14 protein-coding genes and 1 pseudogene are annotated in these 20,768 nt (G+C 47.1%); 6 read left to right on the plus strand and 9 right to left on the minus strand.

What is annotated here, in order from left to right:
* The 4 genes and pseudogenes from rhuM to LAT75_RS06430 all read left to right on the plus strand — a co-directional run.
* Window positions 1–267: pseudogene (gene rhuM / locus LAT75_RS06415) on the plus strand (RhuM family protein); the annotation flags it as partial.
* A 40-nt stretch (window positions 268–307) separates the two neighbouring features.
* A complete protein-coding gene (locus tag LAT75_RS06420) occupies window positions 308–496 on the plus strand; it encodes a hypothetical protein (RefSeq protein WP_291481811.1) in 189 nt (62 codons plus the stop codon).
* Entirely contained in the window at window positions 477–1,277 is an 801-nt protein-coding gene (locus tag LAT75_RS06425) for a virulence protein RhuM/Fic/DOC family protein (protein WP_291481812.1), read from the plus strand. Before LAT75_RS06420 ends, LAT75_RS06425 begins: the two co-directional genes overlap by 20 nt.
* Complete coding sequence (locus LAT75_RS06430; protein ID WP_291481813.1) at window positions 1,274–4,504, plus strand: type I restriction endonuclease subunit R; 3,231 nt, start codon at window positions 1,274–1,276, stop codon at window positions 4,502–4,504. The genes LAT75_RS06425 and LAT75_RS06430 overlap by 4 nt, the downstream gene beginning before the upstream one ends.
* Window positions 4,505–4,735: 231 nt before the next feature.
* On the opposite strand, the gene LAT75_RS06435 is transcribed toward LAT75_RS06430, so the two are convergent.
* Window positions 4,736–7,153 carry a T9SS type A sorting domain-containing protein gene (locus LAT75_RS06435; protein WP_291481814.1) on the minus strand — a complete coding sequence of 806 codons (2,418 nt, stop codon included), beginning with the start codon at window positions 7,151–7,153 and terminating at the stop codon, window positions 4,736–4,738.
* Between the two features lie 659 nt (window positions 7,154–7,812).
* On the opposite strand from LAT75_RS06435, the gene LAT75_RS06440 reads away from it, so the two are divergent.
* Complete coding sequence (locus LAT75_RS06440) at window positions 7,813–9,117, plus strand: DUF4147 domain-containing protein (RefSeq protein WP_291481815.1); 1,305 nt, start codon at window positions 7,813–7,815, stop codon at window positions 9,115–9,117.
* A complete protein-coding gene (locus LAT75_RS06445; protein ID WP_291481816.1) occupies window positions 9,114–10,139 on the plus strand; it encodes a VWA domain-containing protein in 1,026 nt (341 codons plus the stop codon). Before LAT75_RS06440 ends, LAT75_RS06445 begins: the two co-directional genes overlap by 4 nt.
* A 369-nt stretch (window positions 10,140–10,508) precedes the next feature.
* Here LAT75_RS06445 and LAT75_RS06450 read toward each other — a convergent pair whose 3' ends face one another.
* From LAT75_RS06450 to LAT75_RS06485, 8 genes are all read right to left on the minus strand, one after another.
* Window positions 10,509–11,195 carry an RloB family protein gene (locus LAT75_RS06450; protein WP_291481817.1) on the minus strand — a complete coding sequence of 229 codons (687 nt, stop codon included), beginning with the start codon at window positions 11,193–11,195 and terminating at the stop codon, window positions 10,509–10,511.
* On the minus strand, window positions 11,195–12,493 hold the full coding sequence (locus tag LAT75_RS06455; protein ID WP_291481818.1) for an ATP-binding protein: 1,299 nt from the start codon (window positions 12,491–12,493) through the stop codon (window positions 11,195–11,197). The genes LAT75_RS06450 and LAT75_RS06455 overlap by 1 nt, the downstream gene beginning before the upstream one ends.
* Window positions 12,494–12,746: 253 nt before the next feature.
* Window positions 12,747–12,929: a hypothetical protein gene (locus tag LAT75_RS06460; protein ID WP_291481819.1), complete on the minus strand. Its 183-nt coding sequence runs from the start codon at window positions 12,927–12,929 to the stop codon at window positions 12,747–12,749.
* A 213-nt stretch (window positions 12,930–13,142) separates the two neighbouring features.
* A complete protein-coding gene (locus LAT75_RS06465; protein ID WP_291481820.1) occupies window positions 13,143–15,272 on the minus strand; it encodes a hypothetical protein in 2,130 nt (709 codons plus the stop codon).
* Window positions 15,273–15,285: 13 nt separating this feature from the next.
* A complete protein-coding gene (locus LAT75_RS06470; protein WP_291481821.1) occupies window positions 15,286–16,278 on the minus strand; it encodes a MoxR family ATPase in 993 nt (330 codons plus the stop codon).
* A gap of 113 nt (window positions 16,279–16,391) precedes the next feature.
* The gene (locus tag LAT75_RS06475) at window positions 16,392–17,744 is read right to left on the minus strand and encodes a peptidylprolyl isomerase (protein ID WP_291481822.1); all 1,353 of its coding nucleotides are present in this window, start codon (window positions 17,742–17,744) and stop codon (window positions 16,392–16,394) included.
* Between the two features lie 15 nt (window positions 17,745–17,759).
* On the minus strand, window positions 17,760–18,617 hold the full coding sequence (locus LAT75_RS06480) for a peptidylprolyl isomerase (protein ID WP_291481823.1): 858 nt from the start codon (window positions 18,615–18,617) through the stop codon (window positions 17,760–17,762).
* A 15-nt stretch (window positions 18,618–18,632) separates the two neighbouring features.
* Window positions 18,633–20,627: a peptidylprolyl isomerase gene (locus LAT75_RS06485; RefSeq protein WP_291481824.1), complete on the minus strand. Its 1,995-nt coding sequence runs from the start codon at window positions 20,625–20,627 to the stop codon at window positions 18,633–18,635.
* Window positions 20,628–20,768 lie beyond the last annotated feature (141 nt).

Consider the following 20,768-nt stretch of genomic DNA (forward strand, 5'->3'; position numbering starts at 1 on the left):
GATGGTGAAACAGTTTGGCTTACTCAAGTGCAAATGGCTTCATTGTTCAATCAAACCAAGCAAAACATCAGCCTACACATCAATAATTGCTATAAAGAAAAAGAATTGAGCAAAAAAGCAACTGTCAAGGAATCCTTGACAGTTCAAACCGAAGGTAATAGACAGGTAAAACGTAAGCTGGAATATTACAATTTGGATGTAATCATTTCAGTAGGCTATCGGGTCAAATCAATCCGTGGAACCCAATTTCGCCAATGGGCTACCCAACGAGTATTGTTTATTTATCCAACTAAAATAGCCGGATAAAATGGAAAATCATATAGAAATATATAAATCTTCTGAAGGAATTGAAGTTGCCATAGTTTTTAACGAAGAAACAGTATGGGCTACGCAAAGACAAATGGCATCTCTTTTTGAAACCACTCCCCAAAACATCACGTTACACCTAAAAAATATTTATAAAGAAGAAGAAATTGATGAAAATTACAACTTGTAAGGAATACTTACAAGTTCAACAGGAAGGAAAAAGGCAAGTAAGGCGAAAGCAACTGGTTTATAACTTAGATGCAATATTGTCAGTGGGCTATCGAATTAATTCGAAGCGTGGCACCCAATTCCGCCAATGGGCTACCCAACGCCTGAAAGACTATCTGGTGCAGGGCTACGCCATCAACAAAAAACGACTTGCCGAAAAGCAGCAACAGGTTGAATATTTAAAAACAGGCATTCGCATTTTAAGCCGTGCCATCAGCCAACAAGCCAGCGCAGAAGACAGCCAAATACTGCAAATATTTGCCAAAGGGCTTGAATTACTGGATGATTACGACCACGAACAGTTAGATGCCAAAGGCAAGACCATTCGGAAAGCTACTTATCCTGAGCTAAATGAATATCTGAATCTGATAGCCAAGATGAAATCAGCCTTTGCTTCAGATGTGTTTGCCAAACCAAAAGACAAGGGATTTGAAAGTTCCGTAAAACAGATTGCTCAAGGGTTTAATGATGAAGACTTATACAAAAGCATTGAAGAAAAGGCAGCTACGCTCTTATATCTTATTGTAAAAAATCATTCGTTTGTAGATGGGAATAAACGAATAGCCGCAGCTTGCTTTCTGTATTTTTTGGAGAAAAATGACTTGCTATATATTGAGAATAATGCGCCTATCATCAGCAATGAAGCACTAGCGGCCATTACCTTGTTTGTGGCAACAAGCAAGGCAGAAGAGATGGAAACGGTGAAGCAATTAATCATCAGTATTTTAAACAGAAATATATGACTTGGGAATACTCAGAAGATAACTTAATAGAGCAAACGGCGATTGATTTATTTTTCAATCAGCTGGGTTGGGATACGCTATTAGCCTACAACAAAGAAGGCTTTGGCGAAGGCAGCAGTTTGGGCAGACTGAACAAAAAAGAAGTGGTGCTTAAAAAGATCTTCTTTGAAAAAATAAAAGCGTTCAATCCCCATTTGCCCGAACAAGCCTACAATCAGGCCTACGAAAAACTCATTGAAGAAAGCATTACCAAGTCGTTAGCCGAAATAAACTATGAAAAGTATTTGCTGATTCGTAATGGTATTCCCGTTGACTTCATCAACGAAAAAGGCCAGCAGATCAAGAACAAAACAATCAGGGTTTTTGATTTTGACAATGCAGATAACAACAACTTTTTAGCCGTTCAACAGCTCTGGATAGAAGGCAGAAGTGGCCGTCAAAGAAGACCCGATATTATTGGTTTTATAAATGGTATTCCCGTCTTGTTCATAGAACTGAAAGCAGCCCACCGCAAATTAGAAACTGCCTACAACGATAATTTTACAGACTACAAAGATGTCATTCCCAAACTTTTTTATTACAACGCATTCGTAATACTGAGCAATGGCATCGAAAGTCGTATTGGAAGCATCACGGGCAAGTATCAGCATTTCCACGAATGGAAACGCATTACTGAAGAAGATAAAGGTATTGTTGACTTAGATAGAATCATCGTAGGCGTTTGCGAGAAAAAGCGTTTTTTAGATTTGTTTGAAAACTTCATTCTGTTTGATAACTCATTGGGTAAAGTGGTAAAACTCATTGCCCGCAATCATCAGTTTATTGGCGTTAACAAAGCCATTGAAAACATACAGCACAAAGAGCAGCTCTACAAACTGGGCAAAATCAGTTTAGAGGAAAAGCAAAAGCTTGGTGTGTTTTGGCATACACAAGGAAGCGGAAAATCCTATTCAATGGTTTTCTTCTGCCAAAAAATACATCACAAGTTTACAGGCAGTTATACTTTCCTGATCGTAACCGACCGTAACGAATTAGATACACAGATCTACGGCACCTTCAGCGGTATTGGTGCAGTGCCACAAGTAAAAGCAGGTTCTAAAGATTCATTGAAAGCCAACAGCGGAAAGCATTTGAGAGAATTGTTGCGTTCCGAACATCGCTATTTGTTTACACTCATTCATAAATTCAACTTTGAGGAAGAAATCACCAAGCGGGACAATATCATTGTCATTTCAGACGAAGCCCACCGAACGCAAGGCGGGAATTTAGCAATGAACCTGCGTAATGCCTTGCCAAATGCTTCATTCATCGGCTTTACAGGTACACCGCTTTTTAAGGATGATGAAATTACGAAGCGCATTTTTGGGGATTATGTTTCCCGATATGACTTCAAACGGAGTGTGGATGATGGAGCTACCGTTCCGCTGTATTACGAAAACAGAGGTGAGTATTTAGGATTGAAAAACCCGCTTATCAATGAGCAAATCAGAGCCATCATTGATGCTGAAAGCGAAGATTTAGACAGCGACCAACGCAGCAGGGTTGAACAACTATTTGCAAGAGAATATCCCATACTAACCGCAAGGAAAAGACTTGATGCCATTGCCAAAGATGCCGTTTGGCATTTCTGCAACAGAGGGTACAAAGGCAAAGGAATGTTTATCGCATTGGATAAACTCACAGCTGTGAGAATGTATGATTTGATCACGCATCATTGGAAACAAACCGTTGAGCAATTGGAAAAGGATTTGCGCAAACGCAACTATGGCGATCAGGAGTTGTTGGAAAAAAGCCGTGAACTACAATGGATAAAAGAAACGGAAATTTGTGTGGTCGTCAGTTCGGAACAAAATGAAATACAAAAGTTCCGGAAATGGGATTTAGACATTGTGCCGCACCGGGAAAAAATGAACACCCAAGACCTTGAAACAAGGTTTAAAGATGAAGATGATCCTTTCCGTTTCGTGATTGTTTGTGCCATGTGGATTACGGGTTTTGATGTGCCTACCCTATCTACCTTGTATTTAGACAAACCCCTGAAGTCGCACACCTTAATGCAAGCCATTGCAAGAGCCAACCGAATTAGTGAAGGCAAAAACAATGGGTTAATAGTGGACTATATTGAAACCTACACAGCCCTGTTAGACGCTTTAGCAATTTATGGTTCAGGCGGAGAGGAAGGCGGGGGCGGTAAAGGTGAAAAACCAGAGCCACCTGTTAAGCCAAAAGAAGAACTCATCCAGCAATTAGAAGAAGCTTTAGAAGCCACTGAAACATTTTTGCAAGATGAAGTGCGTTTTGATTTGCAGGAATTAATCAAAGCAGACGGTTTGCACAAACTTGCAGCAATGGAGAAAGCGGTAAATGCAGTTTATACCAATGACGAAACCAAGCGTAAATTTCAGATTTTAGCGAGAGAAGTTTTTAAGAAGTACAAAGCCCTGCAACCAGACAAGGTATTAAATCAATATGCACCGAAAAAGAATGCCATTGATGTAATCTACACAGCCATTGAAGACAATATTGAAAGCTCAGATGTGACAAAGATAATGCGTCAAATTCAAAATGTGGTGGATGAATCCATTGAAAATATGGTTGCAGACCCGGGCTACAACGAAAGTAAAATCATTGATATAAGCGGTTTAGACTTCAACCTGCTTGAACATTACTTTTTGAAAGCTAAAAATAAAAATATAGTCGTTCAATCCCTAAAAGACAAGGTTGAAAAGAAACTGAAACAAATGGTAGAACGCAATCCCATGACAGTTGACTATTACAAACGCTATCAGGAAATCATTGAAGAATACAACAGAGGCAAAGACGAAGTTATAATCAAAGAAACTTTCAGAAAATTAATTGAACTCGTAAACTCGTATTCAGAAGAAGAAGCCGACACCAGGCGGGAAGGACTAACAGACGAGCAAAAAGCCATCTTCGACATACTTAGATTTGGAAAAAAGTTAGAAGAAAAAGAGAAAAACGAAATCAAGAAAATTTCAGTCGAGCTACTTGAAGATTTAAAACAGGAGAAATTGAAAGTTGAGCAGTGGGCAGACAAATCAGTAACAGCGGCAGCCGTTTTCAATACGGTAAGCAAAACACTTTTTGAAAAATTACCCTACCCGACTTATCAAACAGACGACATTGACATGAAAACGAATTTCGTATATGAACATCTGAAACAACAATATTTCGGAGGAGGAATCAGTATTTACGGTCAATATTAGCCCTCTACGCTGAAACTGCCGGCCATTATGAATGACCGAAATCTTTTTCCGGAACCCGAGGCAGCCTCCGAAACCGGAAAAAATAAAATCTAAAAACCCTTAAATTTCCAGCCCAAGCAAGCGAGCCCGGACACACTTTTGAAATACTACAGATTCACTTTTCCAAAAAACAGGCACCATAGCGAAGAAAAATCGCTATGTGTGCCTGCATCCGGAAAGTTTAGGAATTTTCTACCTTACTAAGGTCATTTTTTTGGTTTTTGTGAAGTTATCGGCATTCAGTTTATAGATATAAACACCTGAAGCCAATCCGGCTGCATCCCATGTAACGGTATGTCTGCCTGCCGCGAACATCTCATTCCTGATCGTACCAACCCTTTGGCCCATTGTATTATAGACCGTAATTGCTACCTGTGAAGCTTCAGGAAGGCTGAAGGAAATATTGGTGGTAGGGTTAAACGGATTCGGATAATTTTGTGAAAGTTCAAATCCGGCAGGCAGTGCAGGCACATCATCCCCGATGGAAACAGCGCCTCCGGCAGGCATCACCCCTATAAAAATCCTCCGGCTTCCGTCGGAGGTAAGGGTGATATCATCGAGTGTTAAGGTACCCGTAAAATCCCCGGCCAATATGATTTCACCACCGTTGTAGCCGGATGTGATAATATCAAGCGGATTTGTGGCAAAGGGGCGGGTTTCTTCCTCATAAATCACTTCCTGACTTTCGACACCAGAACCTTCAATATTTTTGGCCCAGATAAAATTACCATCTTTATCAAATTTCGCTATGTATATGTTCGAATCTGACTCTGTTGTAAGGATAACCGGTGTTTCCGAATCAGCATCAAAAATGATGGAATCACTATATCTTCCCAACACAAGTACATCTTCATTTTCGTCCAGTCTTACGACATCTGCCGTTGCAAAATCGAAACCAAACTGACGAACCCAAATCGCGTCGCCGTCTATATCATACTTCACAAGAAAGGCATCTATATTTCCCATTGCATCAATCGTTTCATCTGAACCTTCAAAGTAAGCATTACCGCTAAATAAGCCTGCGACATAAAAGGAACCATCCCCGGCAGATATTACACTATTCCCAATGATATCATCACCGGCACCCATAAAGCTGGCAAAGTACCATTCTCCGTTTATATCGTAGCTGATCACAAAGGTATCCGAATTACCTGTGTCATTATCCCAATAAATATCTGAATCGGGTAAATACATACGGCCTTCGCCAACAATACCCAGAATATTCAAATAGCCGAGGGCATCCGCGGAAATAGATGTTGCAAGGTCGCGGCCAGGTGTCCCGAAAACATCTGCCCAGTACAGGTAGTTTCCGTCTTTATCAAGAGATGCAATAAAAAAGTCGGATTCGCCTTGTACCGTAACTTCTTCACCCAAAAAAGTTGTCCCTGAAAATCCACCTGCAATGTACGGATAGCCTTCTGTATCGATCATGATAGAGTTGACAGAATTTATTCCCAATTCTAAACTATTGGGTGAAGCTTCACTTCCGCTTTCTCCCCCTAATGCCCATAGGAAGTTTCCGTTCATATCGTATTTGGCGACGAACAACTCAAGATTGATTAAATCATCATTTCTTCCGTCAGTTAAGCTGCTCAGGATTTCACCATTGTTATCGGTAAAATGAAGCTCTTTCACAAAAGAACCGCCCACATAGACATTGCCATTATCGTCAACGGCTAACGTAAGGCCGCCATCGAGCGAAAACTCCTCCGCCACATCCTGACTTCCGTGAGCTAACTGATACCAAAGCAAAGCGCCATCAGGACTGATTTTAGCGATAAAAACATCATATCCGCCTGTACTTTCCACTACAACACCATCATACGAAATGGTACCGGTGAATCCGCCGGTTATGTAGCGGTTGCCCTGCGCGTCAACGGCGATTTGACCGATTTGTGTAGCACCGGTCAAACCGATTGTTAAGGCGCTTTGAAAGGTTAAACCGGAGGATTGGATATAGGATTGCTGCAAGTTCAGAACCTGACTGAATTCCATCCCATTCGGTAAAACATAGTCCGATTTATCAGGTCTGGGTGCCCATGGGGGCTTTGGGCAATCTTCCACACACGCACGAGGAAAAGCCATAACTACTGCTGCTGTTATTGCTTGCCAAAGAAGCAGGATCAGCAGCGATTTCAGGAAATGTAGTTGTTTTGTTTTCATAGGTTTATTCCTTTGATTTGGATCGTTATTAGGAATTCGTTGAGGTTTTTTAAGAGTTATTATTACCAGTATTGTTAAGCAGGTTTGAGAATTCCTTTTGCAAAAAAGCTTTGTAAGGAAACAAGCGAAAAAACATATCCATGCAACAGCCAGCTCTTCCGGGTAGCTTGATTTTGAAGGGCTTCTAAAATTCCGATCAGACAGACAGGGAATAAAAAAGACAGAGAACCCCCAAACACCTGATTCACTGACAGGCCGGGAAGCAGGCCGCTCAGCAGGCTTAACAGAATGGTATAGTTGCATTGGTTTGATTTCATGGCTGAAATCTACCCAATCCAATCCCTGAATGTCTGCCAATAAACCCTTATTTTCTGCCAAAAGGGGCTTAAATGATGCGTTATTAATGATTTCGATAGGGTGACTTTCAGGTCTTGCAGCAGCGCCCATCGGGTTTTTTACGCTGGCGATTTCAACTTATGTGATTCATGGAATTCTGAAAGACACCGATTATCAGATGAAAAAAACGGGGAGACTCGCACTTCCTGATTGGGAGATTAGCACATTTATGATGGCTCTGGTCATGGCTGCTGCATATTCCGGAGCAAACTGACCCCCCAAGTACAGCAAAATTCCTTTAATCTGAACACGAATTAGAGAGCTGCCAAAAGCAGGTTTTATAACTTAAATGGAGAAACCCGATTTCCGTCAGCTCAGCCGGCAGCGCCGGTTCAATTATTGAACCGGAACTTCAAACTGCCTGCACGCCTCAGGGATTAGAATATTCCAGTAAAAGAAGGGACACCAAAACATAAAGATCAAATTCTGGATAAAGCTGATGATCACTCCCCATAATGAGGTTCTGCTCTTGCTCTTTATTGAAGGCACAGAAAGTCGGCTGATATTTACCTTTTTATCAGACAAGTCGATTTATCCGACTGACCGGGTCCACTGTCACACAGAAATTTTAGCAGGAAACAGTTTACTCCCAAAATAAACACGAACGTAAAAGCTTTAACCACCCCCACCTATACCCGCCCTGCGGTTTGCCCTTCTTGCCGGTCTTTTATACATTAAACCAAACTAACTTAGGTCAAATCCCAAATATCATGGATTCATTACGAGAGACGGCAACCCGCATTCTTCGAAAAACACTGGCTGAGATGGCGCCCGATAAACTGGTGTCCGGTGCGGTCTCCACCGATCCCGAGAGTGGTGCGTTCCGGATTGGCAGCCTTGATACTTCTTTTCCGGCGTGCACGCCGGTGTATGTGCTTGGGGCCGGTAAAGCGGCCGCAGTTATGGCCAAGGGGCTGCATGAGGCGCTGGGCGGCAGTATCCGCGACGGTCTCATCATTGCCCCGGCCGCGGTAGCTGCCGAAAACGGGCGCATTGGCGCGATTCAGGTTTTCCCCGGCTCGCACCCGCAGCCTGATGATGATACCATCGCTTCAACGCTCGAGCTTGTAAGCGTTGCCCGTAGCATCCCGAAAGAGGCCCTCACCATTGTGCTCATTTCCGGCGGTGCTTCCGCGCTTATGGAGCTGCCGGCCGGCAAGCTCACGCTTGATCAGCTGCGCACCGTCTATCACGAACTGCTCCGCAGCGGCGCGCCCATTCAGGAAATGAACACCGTCCGCAAGCAGCTCTCAGCGGTGAAAGGAGGGAGGCTGCTCGGCATGATTCCCTCACAGCAGGTCGTTTCCCTGCTGATTTCCGACGTGCCCGGCGATGACCCCGCTTTCATCGCGAGCGGTCCCACAACCCCCGACAACACGACCCCGCAGGATGCCCTTCACGTGCTCGAAAAGTACGGCATCACCGATAAAATCCCGCGGGAAGTCACCGAATACCTCACAGCGGCTTCCGAGCAGGAACGCGGCACCTACACCGGCGCACATCACACCGAAATCGTTGGCTCATCCGGCATTTTCGCGAATGTCGCGGCCGGTTTCTGTGAGGAAGAAGGTTTCGAAACCTGGACCGATTCCAACCAATACGACGCCCCGATTGAGGAGGTCTCCGATTACATCATCGGTCAGGTGCGCGAGCACCGCAAGCGCACCCGCGAGGCTTTTCTGTTTCACGGCGAAAGCACGGTGCAGGTGAGCGGCGACGGCAGGGGCGGGCGCAATCAGCATCTTGCGCTGCTGCTTGCCACCAAAATCACGCGGCGCAAGCGTACTTTGGTGATGAGCGTAGGTACCGACGGCGGCGACGGCAACACCGATGTAGCCGGCGCCTTCGCAGCACCCGACTCCGTTGAGCGCGCTGAGGCTTTCGGGGTTTCGGCCGAAAAACATCTCAAAGAATTTGACGCTTATCACTTTTTCAAGTCGCTCGGCGACCTTATTTTCACAGGTCCCACCGGTAATAACGTAATGGATTTTCAGCTTATCCTCATCGACTCATGATCTGGGAACACCCTAACCTGCTTGTTTTGCTGGTACTGCCTGTTTTGTTCGGCGTACTCAGCTTTTATTTCGGAAAGATGCGCAGCCGTCAGCTGCGGTCGTTCTTTTCTGAGGAAATGCTGCGGCGCCTCAGCAATCCGGTCTGGAACCGCGGCCGCACGGCCCGCACCATCCTGATGTACCTGGGCGTAACCCTGCTCGTGATAGGCGCAGCAGGGCCCAAAATCGGCAGCGAAATCCGCGAAGTGAAGCGCGAGGGCGTCGATCTCCTCATCGCGCTCGACGTATCCCGAAGCATGCAGGCGCAGGATATCCGCCCCTCCCGGCTCGATAAGGCCAAGTTTGAAATCTCCAGCCTCATCGACCGCCTGCAGGGCGACCGCGTAGGCCTCATTCTGTTCACGAACACGGCCTTCTTGCAGTGCCCCCTCACCACCGATTATTCAGCCTTTCGCATGTACCTCGATCTCGCGGCAACAGATCAGCTTCCGTTTCCCGGTACCGATTTCAACGCGCCCCTGCAGCTTGCGAGGGATACCTTCCGGAGCCGTCCGCGTCAGGAGCAGCAGGCCGCACAGGTGCTGCTTTTTATCTCAGACGGCGAAGACCACAGCCCCGGGATCGATTTCACGCTCAATCAGCTGGTGAACGACGGCGTTTTTGTGTACACGGTGGGCATCGGCACGCAGAGCGGGGCGCCCATCCCGGTTCGTGACCGCAGCGGTCAGGTTACCGGCAACCACCGGGACCGCGACGGCCGGGAAGTCATCTCCAGTCTTGAGCCGGATCTGCTCCGGCAAATGGCACAGGCCGGGCGCGGGGTGTATTACGAAATCAGGCGGGGAGCCGACCGCATCGACGGCTTCACCGCGCAGCTCGTCGACCTCGAGCGCCGCGAGTTTGCCACCGAACAGTTCTCTGACTACGCCAACCGCTATCAGTGGCCCACCGCCGCAGGCCTGCTGTTCATTCTCGCCTCATTTGTGATTCCCGCTTACAAACCGGTAAAAATCACGCGCTAATCAAAGGCCAGGCACCGTTTTTTTTAGGTGGAATTCCGTGGGCATCGCAGTCTTTCGCGGCAGATCAAAAATCCCAAACCAACGGCATGTCCCGAGCTGTTTTGGATGGAGTGCGGGCATCCCAAAAATCTGAACGGTCTGAAATTTCTAATGCGTGGCGACCATGTATGAGTCTAAGCAACAATGGCTTAGACGTCAGTAGGAAATGCTTGTTATGTGTTATAGCGACTAAATTTTTCCATGAACTGACGCGTGTATAAATTTTGGACCTTCATAGTTGCCCACTGGGACTTAGCTTGTTTGGAATCTGAAAATAGTGGAAACCATTGTCTTCTCTATGTTTTATTCTTATTATACAGAATAATTGTTTTATTTTCTGCAATTTTCGTTTAAGAGCTCCACAAGTTCATAGACCTTAGTTGTTGGGTTTTGCTTGTGATAGACTAAATATTTGTAGCTTTCAAATAGAGTTTTAGCCCTTTCTATTGCGTTCAATTGAGAAGCATTTGTATCATTTTCAAGAATTGAATATATATTTTTGCAGAACTCATAACTCTTACCCTCCTTTTCATAATTAAGACCAAATACTTTACTAAGCTCTTTGTAATAAAAGGTTCTATGGTGCTTTTGATCAGTAAATTGATAGTGAAGATAGAACCAAAGTTCAAAGCAGTCATTTGAGTAGGCAATCTCGTAACCTTTGGCAGTACCACTAGAAATAGCATTGTCAAAGTCGGAAAATTCCATTTCGCCTTGTTTTACGTCCATGTTGAAAACACACCAAATTGCATCATATAAAATCTCGGCAGATTTTACTATTTCTTCAGTGGATTCTATTAACTTTAGTTTGCTCTGACCTTGAAGGTCAATCGCCTCAACAGTTAAACTCAAAACTGGAAAGGACTCGAAATACAGTTTTTCAGTTTGACCTTCACCTACTATTAAAATTGTTTTATTCTGCTCTCTTGAATTTAAATAATAGGAAGTGGGTTTTGCCTTTTTTAACCAAGGCTTTTTCCTATCTGTTTTTTTGATAACTCTTGTACTTTTTGGCATTAGTCAACTAAATTTTTAAAGTTGCCTAAAAAAGGTATCGCACCATATTTACCATGGATATAATCTTTTTCAAAGGATGCGTCATTTCTTACGCCTTTGAATTGAGCCAAAGAGTATAGACTGCTAGCTCCATATCTATCCTTTTCAACAAATTCAATCTGATCTCTACGAAGTAATTTAGATGATAGTAGGTTAGTATTATGTGTTGTAAAAATAAGTTGTGCTCCCTTATTATCTTTGGAATTGAATAACTCCAAAATTTTACGCGTTAGTAAAGGGTGAAACCTTGCATCGAACTCATCAATAATTATTGTTTTATTTTCCTTCAATGCGTTGTAAATGAATGGGCTTAATTCAAATAGTTTTTTAGTCCCTTCTGATTCATGTATTCTAAAAGAGAAAGATTCATTTTCTACAAATTTCATTCGTTCATCAAATTTCTTTCTTGATGAAAGAAGCAGCTTTATCTTTTTATTTTCATATTCCTTGCGAATATTATTATCCAGATTATCTGGTAAATCCTTATTTGATAATTCTACAGAGATCAAATCCTCAATTCCAATATCACCTTTCTTTAGGAAGTTTAATATATATTGTTTTTTTTCAATATTGTCTAACGAGTCACCTGCGTATTCGTACATACCTTGATGTCCAAGGCCACTAATAATAATGAACGAAGAAATACATTCTATTATGTGTTTTGAAAGTTTCCCAAACCCAAAGCTTGATAAAGCAGAGAGAAACAAAGAGTCATTCCGAAATAAATCATTTTCCTTATCATCTATAAGTAAACTATTTAGTTTATCCCCTTCAGAAAAATTAGTTTTATCAAGTTCAATAATATCATTTCCTTCTCTTATGAAGAAGCACATTTCACGCTCACCTGGCTTTCCATATAACCATTCAGAGAGAATTCTCTCATTATTCAACTCAAATCCATATCGATACTTGGTGTTTTTATCCCAAAAAATGATTTGAAAAAAACTTGGCTCGTGTTCTGTTTCGGTCGATAGTCTAAAAGGGTCGACCATATGGAGTACATGCGCATCCTTTACGGAATTATTGATGATTTTTATAAATGTTACTAACGATTTGATAATATTGCTTTTGCCGCTTGCATTTGCGCCATAAATAACCTTTGATTTTAAAAATGAGACATTCTCTGAGTTGTCAGTAGTAAAAACATTGTTTTCATCTACTGTCTTGTATTTTGACTTCAGCTTAGCGGCTGCAAGATTGAGAGTATTGATCTCTTTAAAAGATCTGAAGTTTCCAAAACTGAATTCTTGTAGTTCCAATTTTTCTTAATTTAATTTCTGTGAATTATTCACAAATATAGGGATAAGAATCGGGATTTCCTTGCATTAAAATTATATTCACCTCAGTAATAGGAGCAATAAGCATGTGCTTTATATACCCATAAAGTGATGATTGATATGGGAAACAGGGATATCGGTTTTAAGATACATAGCTCAATTAATTTTGATACCTGCAGTTGGGAAAACACATAACAAGGCTATTGAGTTGACTGCGATGCGCTGCTGCCAGCTATTAAGCTTCCAGAAATCCTGGCTTGGGCGGCGTTGCGGCTGAGGCTGCTAACTGTTTTTGGGAAATTTGAACGAAATCTTTTTGCTTCGCTAAAATAGTATGGCAGGTGCCGCGTTGCTTAACCTTGGCGGTAAGCCGCTCCGTTTTAGGCGGCAGCACCAGAATCAGAATTTCGTGCTGCAAAGCTTACACCCCATCCGTCATGCTTTCGCGATGGGGCGGCACTTTAGCTGCAAAATATTACCTGAGCATAGAAAAGCAACCCCAATATCGCAGTCTCAGGGCTTTAGCTTAGTATCCACGGTCCGCGGTCTTCCATCCTCCATCCCTCGTCAATATCTAAAATCCGCGAAAATCCTGCCCGATTCGGTAAATCCGCGTGCCATCAGCCTGGCATTACGCCATGCTGTAAACCTTGCGGATGGTCCATTCACATCCCACAAGCAGAATCACCAGCAGAAACCACCACAGGCTGTGATGGGCGCGCATGGCTACCGTAAAGGTCTCCGTGCGGAAGGTGCCAAAGCCTTTGTCGCGCAACAGCTGCGGCAGCTGTGCGGCTTCCTCGTGTGTCACGAAGGCACCGCCGGTACTTTCTGCGATAAAACGCAGCAGCTCATCCCTTCGGATGGTATCTGTAAATTCGAGAATGCTCTCATTCACTGTGAAAGAGCCTTCAGCCCGGTCAAGCTCGCGTGTGCCGCGCAGCGCTGTAGCTTCATAGGTGTAGGTGCCGGCAGGGAGCGGGCGGGTTTCGAGACGGAAACGGCCGTTGCCGATGCCCCGCATGATGTACTCCTGTGTATCGATCGTTTCACTCCGCAGCCTCACCTGAACACTGGCTTCATTATCCGGAAGTCCGGTTTCGGTGAGCACCGCCGCCCGAAAGGTGATGGCTTCCCCCTCATCAAAACTGTTGCGTGAGGGTGCAAACTCAAGAAGTCCGTCGCTCACTCCGGTGCTTGCCCATTTGATGAGGTTGTTCATCAGTTCTGCACGAAAGCTGCGGTACTCAGCAGAGGGCGACTGTTGCCAGCGGAACCAGTTCCAGGCGTTCACCATCGCAACCCTGTAATTTCCGAGCTGTTGCAGGGAAAGCATGGGGGAGCCGGTCGGTTCGTTGCGGAAATGGGTGAGAATGAGGTCGCGGGCAGAGGCAGCGGAAGTATAATTCCGGATCGGGCCGCGAAGCTCGGGGCCGCGGCTGAGGTTGAGCGGCAGTTCAAAGTCAAAGATCGGATGATCCTGCTCAGCCGGGTTTACCGACGGACTTACCGGGCCAACAGGGGTGTTGCCCTGCCTGCGGATGGGCGCCAGGTTTTCGGTAGCCGCAGTGAGGTTTTCAAAATCAGTGCCGGGCAGGGTAAAAAACACCACATTGGTCTGTGCGGCAAGTGACATCACCTGTTGTCTTAGTTCAGCAGAGAGCTGCCTGTGAGGGAAACCGTGCAGAATGAGCAGATCCAGGGTATCAGCCGATGCCGGAAGCAGGCCGTCGTTACCGCCCACAAAATTTGAACCTCCGGTCCAGGTCATGTAAGCGGGCCTGATGCTTTCATCCGTTAACAGCAGCTGCCGCAGCGCTCCCACATCGGGGTGAACCTCAAAGGCGATGTGCAGGATCCGCAGCTGATCATCCTGAACATCAACCGTGAAGGTATAGGCGTTGTTTGCGGTTGTCCATTCTCCCTCAAGTTCAGGAATAACAATCCTGAAGCGTTCGGTGCGCTCTTCATCATAATCCACTTCAAAATCAACCTGATGAACCGAGCGATCTTCGGTGGTTTGTATGGTTTTAACTTCCTCAAGGCTGTTGTTGCGGTACAGCTGCACCTCGATAGAGCGGTCAGGGAAACCGTCGTTCAGGATTTCGGCCCTGATTAAGCCGGTTGAGTTTACAAAGGCTGTGCTGTTGTAGATCACGTTTCGTACAAGCACATCGCGCACCTGCGTGGTATCACCAATGGCAACCGTAAACACGGGTACGCCCAGGCGCTCGGCTGCACGGGTGGGGTCAAGGCCGCGGTTGAAGATGCCGTCGGTTACTAAAATGAGCGCGTCCATATCTCCGGAAACCTGATTCAGACTGTTCAGGGAGCGGTTCATGTCGGTAACGCTGCCGGTTAGGCTTAGTTCCGCGGGCGTGCTCTCAAACAGGTCGGCATCGAATCCGAAGGTGCGGTACCGCACCGCGGAGGTATCACTCAGGCGGAGGGCTTCGGTTACCCTGCGGAAATCCGTTTCCCCCTGCCAGCTGCCTTTTTCGATGGTCACGCTCCGGCTGTTATCCAGCATTACCGCGATTTCCTGCCTGTGCTCGCGTTCATCGGTGAATTCATACACCGGGTTGAACAGCAAAACGAGCAGCAGCAGCAGGGCCAGGGCCCTTAGTGAAACGGCCGCCCAACGGGCAGGCGGCGGCAGTTTGGTATTGCCGGAGTAGGTCCACCAGCCAACAAAAGCTGAAAACAGGATGGCAAGCGCCAGCAGCAGTATGGCAAGGTCGGAGTCAAAACCGGAAATCATCAGGGGGAAGGGCTCAGGCTTCTTTCAGAATTTTGTTGATCAGGTCTTCGGCCTTGATGCCTTCGGCTTCAGCCGCGTAGTTGTTCACGATACGGTGGCGCAGCACGGGGATGGCGATGGCGTTGATGTCTTCTTCGGTTACATTGAAGCGACCGTCGGCCAGGGCTCTTGTTTTCCCGCCGAGGATGAGGAACTGTGATGCCCGCGGACCCGCGCCCCAGGTCATGTACTTGTTCACAAAATCAGGCGCGTATTTGGTACCCGGCCGGGTCATGTTTACGATCTTTACGGCATAGTTGAGCACGCTTTCCGGAACGGGCACCTGACGCGTAAGCTTCTGAAATGCAATGATTTCCTCAGCGGAGAGGATGGACTTTATCTTCGCATCGATTCCGCCGGTTGTGCGGCTCACGATCTCGATTTCCTCTTCAAAGCTCGGATAATCCAGCCACAGATTGAACATGAAGCGGTCGAGCTGAGCCTCGGGCAGGGGATAGGTCCCTTCCTGTTCGATCGGGTTCTGTGTTGCCAGCACGAAGAAGGGGCGGTCGAGCTGATAGGTGGTGCCTGAAGCCGTTACGTGATATTCCTGCATGGCCTCGAGCAGGGCGGCCTGTGTTTTGGGGGGCGTACGGTTGATTTCATCCGCGAGGATGATGTTGGCAAAAATGGGCCCCTTGAAAAACTTGAATTCTTTTTTCCCGCTTGCTGCGTCGGAATCTATGATTTCTGTTCCGGTGATGTCGCCGGGCATAAGGTCGGGCGTGAACTGAATGCGGTTGAAGCTCAGGTTCAGCGATTCGGACAGGGTGCGGATAAGCAGGGTCTTGGCCAGACCCGGAACGCCGATCAGCACGCAGTGACCTCTCGAAAACAGGCTGATGAGCAGGTTATCTACAATATGCTGCTGACCTACTACAACTTTTCCGATTTCGGTGCGAAGTTCGTTAAATACCTGATGAAAGCGTTTGGCCTGTTCGATGGTCTCTTTGTCTTGATTTTGCATGCAGTCTGAATAATAATAAGGGGAAATTTCAAGTTTCTTTGCGGTGCTCAGCCCCGAAAAACGAAAGAATCCGGGCCATCATTCGGCAGGAATAACGGCCCGGTAAAGTATCATCAGCGGCTTGCGTAGGGTGATGCAATCCGGTATTCAATAAACATTTCTTCCCTGATCTCCTGAACCCAGCGGCTGAGTTCCCGCATTTGTTTGTCCTGAAGGGCGATATTCCGGATGATGTCGTAATCCTGATCAAGGTTTGCGATATGCTCGGGAATCCGGCGGTTCAGCCGGATAATCCGGAAAGCCGGCTGCCGTGTTTGTCCGCTGCCGATGGTATGGCGGATGGGTTCGGTGATATCGCCCTCATTTTCCAAATTGATAATTGCCCTGTACAGAGCGGGGTCAAGTTCATCAACTGCAAGGCGGCGCTGTCCTGTCTGCTGATTGATCAGGCGGCCTCCGGTAGCAGAGGTGTTGGGGTCTTCGGAGTGCCGGCGCGCCATGAGGGTGAAGCTTTGGTCGTGAACAAGTACACTGTCGCGGATGGCAGTGAGACGGTTGATGGCAAAGTTGTCGTCAACCTGTTCATCCTGCACCTGAATCAGAATCTGATTGGTTTCAATCTGATCGCCGCTGCGGCGGTTCAGGCGGATGATGTGGAAGCCCGCCCGGGTACGCACAACCTGCGAAATGCCGCCGGGTTCAAGGGCGGATGCGGCCGCAGCATATTCTGGCACAAGGTCGCTGAGGGGCAGCATGGGGATGAGCCCCCCGCGGCTTGCACCGGGGCCACTGCTGTACCGGCGTGCAAAATCTTCGAAATTAGCGTTATGGTTGAGCAGCGAATCCCGAAGGGCTTCGGCGAACTGACGCGCTGCTACCTCTGCTTCGTCGAGTACCGGCGGAATCGCTACGATATGGGATAGCTCTACGGTTTCGGGTACCGTTGGCAGGGAGTCAGCAGGAATACTGTTGAAAAATGAAACAACCTCAGGCCGTGTAATCCGGATGCCCCGCAGTTTCTGCTGCCGCAGGCGGTCAACCATGATGTCGCGCTGAAAGCGTTCCCGGTAATCCGCCCGAACCTGAATGAGGCTCTGCCCCAGAGCCTGCTCCAGGGCTTGCTCACTTCCTGCCTGACCAATCAGCTGCTGTATGCGCTGATCCATGATGCGGTTCACTTCGTCGGGGCTTACTACAATAGAGTCAATTTTGGCCTGTTCGAACATCACGTTGTTATCAATGATGTTTTCAAGCACATCGAACCACAGTTCTTCAGAAAACGGCATTCCCCGGCGGGAAGATAAAATTTCGGCAACCTGAGCGTCAACGTCTGATTTAAGAATGATCTGATCATTTACAACGGCCACAATCTTGTCGAGAACCTGACGCTGCTGTGCCTCAGCCTGAGAAAAGGCAAAGGCTGAAATGAGGAATATAAAGAGGGCGAGGAGAGCTTTTTTTTGCATAAATGCTTAGAAGAATTAATCGAATAGAGTAATGGTGCCGTTGGCCTGCGCCTGCCTAAGCAGGTTTTGCCGCAAAGCGGTGATCTGATTTTGCCGGCGCTCGGTTGTGAGCCACTGCTGAACCTGATCAAGGGTCCAGTCGAGGTCGGGTACACTTCCTTCATCCTGATTTTCAACCAGCTGAATGAAATGATACTGTCCGCCGATCTGTCGGATAGGGCTTACTTCAGAAACCCCGATTACGCGCAGAAATTGTGCAAGCTCAGGTTCATTCTCAAACACTGAGCTGATTGGCTGATAAAGCGAAGCCGTACGGATTGCCGGTTCGGGATAAAGCGAGTAGTTTTGTGCTACTGTTTCCCATTCAACACCCCGTAGCAGTTCATTACGGGCGTTGCTTGCTTCGCTGAAGCTGCCTGCAACCAAATGGTGAACCCGTACGTGCCGCTCATTCAGAACGAATTGCTCGCGGTGCATTTCATAGAAATTGAAAGCCTGCTCGCGGCTTACGTACACATCATCTGCGCGGTTCATGTAGCTTTCGGCGAGCAGCTCAACCATCAGCTGCCTTTCGAAGCGTGCTACGGCTTCTTCAAAAACAGGCAGCCGGTGAATGTTCATCCGCCGTGCTTCTTCGGCGAGCAGCTGTTCGAAAATCCACTGATCCCGGTAGCGGGCTACTGCAGCGGTGCTGTCATCAAGCAGCGCGTAGGGGGGGATTCGTTCCAGTGCTTTTTCAAGGAAAAGCTGCTCCCCGCCGGCTACCGCGATAACGCGGCCCTGTATTTCGGGTTCGGTAGCTGTGCAGCCGCTGTTAAAAAACGCGGCTGCAAGCACAATGATGAGTGTTGCCTGAAATAGACGGGAAAGCATGAAGCTGACAGCTGTTTATGGAATGAATTCAGAGTTCTCGAGAAGTGCGCGGAGACGCTCCGGGAAAGCGGTTACTTCGAAGCGCTCCATCAGGTAGGCATTCCATTCCTGTTCTCGTATGGGCTGAAAATCAGCACTCACGCGCAGGAAGGCTTCCTCGAAGGTCATTTGGCGGGGTTCGAGTATTTCTGCAAGATAGAGCGTGCTTGGCCGGTTACGGTATTCGAAAATTGCCGAAAACTCACCCGCTTCTACATCCTGAAGGTGATCGAAGGGGAAGTCAGCAAGGCTGTTGATGATATCCGAACGCAGGATCAGGCCTGAAACAGCATCCCGTACTTCTTCAACCGCAACCCCGTGGCGAATTACTGCTTTAGCATCAAGGATGCGTTCTTCGGTATCGGCGCTGATGCGGAAATAGCGGTAGCGGGTACCGAAGCGGTAGTTGTCGCGGTTGGCTTCAAAGATATCCATGAGGCGGGTCGAATCCTGCGCGGCATAGTTCCATACACGGTCTTCAACGATGCGGAATACGGCAAGCCCTTCGTGGTAGCGGTTGCTGAGCTCAGCAAAATCGGGAAATTCCAGCTTGGTGATTTCCACAATCACATCTTCTGCTGCCTTCTGTTTGAACTCCTCAAGCATGCTGTACCGGAACGGGCCTTCACCGGTACCGTTGAGCTGCTGTACCAGGAAATCATAGAACTCACCGAGGGTGTAGGTTCTGTTGTGAATCTCGTAGAGGGGGAGGGCGCGCTGCTGTGCATTCAGCGCTACCATTGAAACCATCATGTTGTCCATGCGGGTAATCATTGTAGTGAAAACCTCGAAAGTATCGTCATGAAAGGTTTCACCGGCAACGCGGCGCACATTATGCAGGGTGAAGCTTCTGTTTTCGCGGTAGCGCGGAAGGTTGCGCAGCCGCTGGTAAAGCTCATCACGAAGCTGCTGCTCGCTGGCGTAGGTACGGATTGAGTCAAGCCGTACAATATGTACGCCGTATTCGCTGTCAAAGGGTTCGCCCCATTCGCCCTGTGAACTCAGTTTTGCAATGTTTTCAAGGAAACGCGGCTGGAAGCGGGCCGGCTGTACCCAGCCAATGCTGCCGCCGGTTTGCCGCGTATCGGCATCTTCCGAAAATTCAAGGGTTACTTCATTCCAATCGCGGCCTTCCTGCAGCTGAGCAAACGCTTCTTCCGCGCGGTTCATGGCGATTTCAGGAGTGTTCTCACCACCGCGGCTGCGGAAATAAATATGAGAGTAGCTGCGGTCAGGTACTGATTCGCGCACTTCATATACATACACAATATGATAGCCGAAACTGGTGCGGAAGGGCATGGATACTTCGCCGGCAGGGGTGCTGTAAGCTACATCTTCAAAAGGCTTAACGGCCCATCCGCCTGAAATAAAGCCGAGATCGCCTCCCATGCTCTGCCCCCGCTGACGCGAGGAAAAACGCTGCGCCAGGGTTTCAAAATCGGTATCATCTTCAGGGTCGAGGTAAATGCTGCGTGCTTCCATCAGCTCATTCCATGCCGCGAGCGTATCCGCAGGGCTGGCGTCGGCAGGCACGGAAATCAGGATATGTGAAGTGCCGATTTCTGTTTTGCTGCGCTCAACAAGCTCATCGAGCAGTTCGTCGCGGAACCGCATCTCCAGCCAGTACGGAAATACAGACTGCATCTGATACTGATTGAGTTCACGAAGGGTTTCTTCGTCATCAAAGTATCCTTCCGCAAGTGCTGCGGCTACCCTTGCACGATAGGTAAGGTACATGTCGAGGAATTCCATCATTTCCTCTTTAAGTACTTCGGGTTGCTGCTCTTCCTGCAGGGGAGAAATGAAAAAACTGGCTTTTAAATCGCCATAGGTAATGTCGGTTCCGTTAACGACCCCGACTACAGTCTGTTCGGGGCTTTTTTTTTCGCCAAAGTTAAGAAGGGAGCAGGCGCCTAAACTTACAGATAAGGCAAAGAACAGGATGAATGATGCAAAACCGTTGGGTTTCATATTCGGGTTGTCAGATTGATGGTTAGTCAGAATGAATAATTTTAGGTTGTTGATGCATATGCGTACAATTGGGCAAAATACGCAAAATTAACAAGCAGTTGAAATGGCTATATCAATTCCCGTGAACGTGTGTTGTTCCGC

It is taken from the genome of Cyclonatronum sp., assembly GCF_022565315.1.
GTDB lineage: Bacteria > Bacteroidota > Rhodothermia > Balneolales > Cyclonatronaceae > Cyclonatronum.